We start from the raw sequence: 3,674 nt of genomic DNA, 5'->3' as shown, positions 1-3,674 counted from the left end.
GACAGGAGCGTGTTCAGCCCCCAGTCCACGCCCAGCGCCACCTCGTGCCCAGCACGCTTCGCCTTCGGCACCGGATGCGTGTAGGCGAGATCGGCTCGCACCGTCCCGCCGGTGACGCGGAGGGTGGGCAGGTGTAGCACCGCTGAGGCGGGGACGGTGGGTGGCAGGCTGATCGGGCAGGCCACCCACGTCCAGTCCCGATACGAACGCGGATCCGCCCGGGTCGGCAGTTGCAGGCGCAGCAGGACCCTGCCCGGGTCCGTGTCGCTACGTTCGATGGTGGCCTGCTGCCGGTCACACGCGGCCAACAACAACATCCGCGGAACCCTCGGCACGCCTTCCAACTCGAACACATCCACCGGCAGGCGACCGTTGGTGGTGAGGAACGCGGCGGCCTGCCGGGTACGGCCCTTGATGACACTGGATGGCAGACCCTGCCCGCCCGGGATCGCAGCGCGCACCCGCTCCCACTCCTGCCCGGTGCGTCGGCGCGGGTCGGCGGGCCAGGTGGACAGGACCCCGGCGGTCAGGTCGGCACGCCACTTCACCGACCGCAGAACACGCCCCGCCTGCTCCTGGACCATCCGCACGATCCGGTCATTGACCCTCACACCCTCCGGAACAGCGGCCGTCCAACCCAGCCGCCGCAACGCCATCCACGCATTCGACGGCAACCTCCGACCACCGGCATCCACACCCGAGGCCAGCACATCAACATCAGCCGCGTTCCAGTGCCCGGCCAGCAGACTGCCGACCATGCCCACCACCAGATCAGCACACCAACCGACCCGCTCGGCAAGCACCGCCCGGGACACGACCTCCCCGGACGCCTCATCCAGCCCCGTTCGCAGCAGCACACGAGCACACGCGGTCCGCACCGCCTCGCCTGAAGCCAACGCCAACTTCCGGCTCACCCGCCACCGCCCTGGCACCACCCGGACCCGAACAACAGACAAGCCCGGCTCTCCGCCGACCGCATCCCCAATAAAACGCCCGACAACGGAATTCTATGATCACTGTGGATAAGTAATCAAATTGCTTAGCCTTCGGCCATGGCGAGTTGGTCGCGTGTGCCTGCCGGTGAGCGCGAGACCGTCGAGCAAGCGCGATGCCGGCGTGCCGGATTGCGGCGGGTTTGTCAGCATGTGAGGAATCCCCGTCATCGCGCCCTTGCCGGTAAGGGCGGCCCGTGCGCGCCGACAGTGCGGGCACGACGACCGCCTCGGGGCCCGCAAATCGAACACCGTGGACCCGCGTTCCGAACACGACTGGGTCCGCAGATCGAACGCGTGGCACCTCGCAAATCGTAACCGCGCCCAGTTATTATGACCCGGTGCCCACACCGCACCTGATCCCCCGCCGCGCCGCTGCCCAAGTCGACGCCGCCCTGGCTGACACCCGTGTCGTTCTGATCAGCGGAGCACGGCAGGCGGGCAAGAGCACTCTGGTGCGCATCGTCGCCGGTGATCGTCTCGCCGAGCGTCGTGATCTCGACCGGGCACAGGACCGGGCGGCGGCGATCACTGACCCGGTCGGGTTCGTGGACTCCTCCGAGCTCCTGGTGATCGACGAGATCCAGCGCGTTCCGGAGTTGCTACTGGCCATCAAGGCTGCCGTCGACGAGGACCCCCGTCCCGGCCGGTATCTGCTCACCGGATCATCTCGACTGTTCGGCATGGTCGCCGCCCCGGACGCGTTGCCCGGTCGGATGGAGACCGTCGAGCTCTGGCCGTTCTCTCAGGGCGAACTCGACGGGCAACCGGACGGATTCGTCGACGCCATCTTCGCGCTCGGCCCCGAGCTGCGACACAAGTCGGACGTGACCCGCGCCGACTACGCGGCCAGGATCGTGCGCGGCGGCCTGCCCGAGGCCACGACCCGCACCGATCCACGTCGCCGCCAACGGTTCCTCGACGCCTACGTCCAGGCGCTCATCGACCGCGATGTGCGGCAGTTGTCCGACATCCAGCACAAGGGCGAGCTACGCAAGCTGGTACGGCTTCTCGCGGCCCGATCCGCGACCATCATCGCCGCCAACTCCCTCGAATCGGCACTCGGACTGAGTCGGCCGACGATCGCCCGCTATCTCCGGGCCCTGGAAGAAATCTTCCTGGTCAAGCGGATCCCCGGCTGGTCGCGTAACCTCGGCACCCGCGCCACCGCTGCAGCCAAAATGATCTTCGTCGACTCCGGCATCGCCGCCAACGAAATCGCGACCGACGCCCGGGCGCTACTCCGGCCGGGTGCCCCGTTCGGCCCGCTACTCGAATCATTCGTCCTATCCGAGCTGTGCCGCCAACTCACCTGGTCCGACCAGTCCGCAGAGCTGTCCCACTACCGGGACCAGAGCAGGTACGAAGTCGACGCGGTGCTCGAAAGCAGATCCGGCCACGTCGTCGGGATCGAAGTCAAAGCAGCCAGCACCGTCGGACCCGAAGACTTCCGCGGGCTACGCCGACTCGCCGACCGCCTCGGCGACGACTTCATCGCCGGCATCGTCCTCTACACCGGAACCTCCACGCTGCCGTTCGGCGACAGACTCCGCGCCATGCCGGTCAGCGCCCTGTGGCAGACTTCCGCACCGCCAGCAGCCTGACCTCGCACCCTCCGCAGGTCGCTCCCGCTTCACCAGGACACACGCGCTACGGACGCCGTTGAAGCGGCGAACCACGCAAAAGTGGCACAGATAAGCGTTGATGCACTTCTGCTGATCTTCAACAGGCGATCACAGCCACCCGCGCACGCGACCGCCGCGAGAGATCTAAAATGGAGAACCCCTTCCTTGGGAGGCCGCGGCCAGGGTGTTCGGCAGCTCTCCAGCGGACTGGGATGACGACTGGATGGTCGGCACGCTCAACACGGGTACGGTCGGTCTGGTGGCCGAGTTCCTGTCCGCCGTTCCCGTCGATACGTGGGCCGCGCGGCATCGCACCGACCTCGCCGAGCATGCAGGAAAGCGGCTACCACCGTCGGTTCGACGACGATTGGACCGGGCTGCTCGTCAGCGACATCCGCGAGCTCACCGGACTGTTCCAGGCCGCGGCAGCCGCCCGCGAGGCCATCATCCTGAAGATCGTGGCGTGACTACTGCCTCGGGACCCGGCCCACCGGCGGCTGCTCGCCTTCATCGGCCGCGCAATGTACCTGTCAGGAAGTCTCGTCGACCAGCGCGCGGATGTCGGCGAACACCCGCTCGTGAGCGGCCGCCGCCTCGGGCGATGTCAGGTCCATGCCCTGGATGAATCCGTGGACTAGTCCCGGCTCGCATCGATAGGCCACCGATATCCCGGCCTCGGTCAGGCGCTTGGCGTAGGCCTCGCCCTCGTCCCGCAGCGCGTCGTGCTCGGCAGTCACGAGCACGGTTCTGGGCAGGCCCCGGAGGTCGGGAACCCGAATCGGGCTCAACATGGGATCGAGCCGCTGCTCATGGTCGGGCGTCCACTGCTCGACCGCCCAGGCCAAGAAGTCCGCGTCGAGCCCGTAGCCGGTGCCCTTCTCCTCAACACTGGGCTGTGAGAGCGTCAGGTCAGTGTTGGGGCACAACAGTATCTGCGCAGCCGGGACCGGCTCGCCCGCATCGTGTCAACGGTCATCGGGTTTTCCGTGTGGGTGGACTTTTGGTCTCCGGTTCCACGGACATGGTTTTTCCGGGTGGGCGGACAGTTGTGGTCGGT

3 protein-coding genes and 1 pseudogene are annotated in these 3,674 nt (G+C 67.4%); 2 read left to right on the top strand and 2 right to left on the bottom strand.

From position 1 onward, the window contains the following. Nucleotides 1–914: hypothetical protein (locus AB0C02_RS33410; RefSeq protein WP_357553209.1), on the bottom strand; the 914-nt coding region annotated here is incomplete at its 3' end. A gap of 419 nt (nucleotides 915–1,333) precedes the next feature. Between AB0C02_RS33410 and AB0C02_RS33405 the strand changes: the two genes are divergently transcribed. Both AB0C02_RS33405 and AB0C02_RS33400 read left to right on the top strand, forming a co-directional pair. After that, nucleotides 1,334–2,596, top strand: a complete 1,263-nt coding sequence (locus AB0C02_RS33405; RefSeq protein WP_357553208.1) for an ATP-binding protein — start codon at nucleotides 1,334–1,336, stop codon at nucleotides 2,594–2,596. Between the two features lie 350 nt (nucleotides 2,597–2,946). After that, complete coding sequence (locus tag AB0C02_RS33400) at nucleotides 2,947–3,084, top strand: hypothetical protein (RefSeq protein ID WP_357553207.1); 138 nt, start codon at nucleotides 2,947–2,949, stop codon at nucleotides 3,082–3,084. Nucleotides 3,085–3,147: 63 nt separating this feature from the next. Here AB0C02_RS33400 and AB0C02_RS33395 read toward each other — a convergent pair. Further along, nucleotides 3,148–3,567 (bottom strand): annotated as a pseudogene (locus AB0C02_RS33395) (alpha/beta hydrolase fold domain-containing protein); the annotation flags it as partial. Nucleotides 3,568–3,674 lie beyond the last annotated feature (107 nt).

The organism is Micromonospora sp. NPDC048999 (assembly GCF_040649295.1).
Classification (GTDB): domain Bacteria; phylum Actinomycetota; class Actinomycetes; order Mycobacteriales; family Micromonosporaceae; genus Micromonospora.
This window is presented reverse-complemented; position numbering and strand designations above follow the sequence as displayed.

Coding starts and splice junctions, on each gene's coding strand:
- AB0C02_RS33400 (WP_357553207.1), top strand. CDS start 2,947: ATGCAGGAAAGCGGCTACCACCGTCGGTTCGACGACGATTGGACCGGG.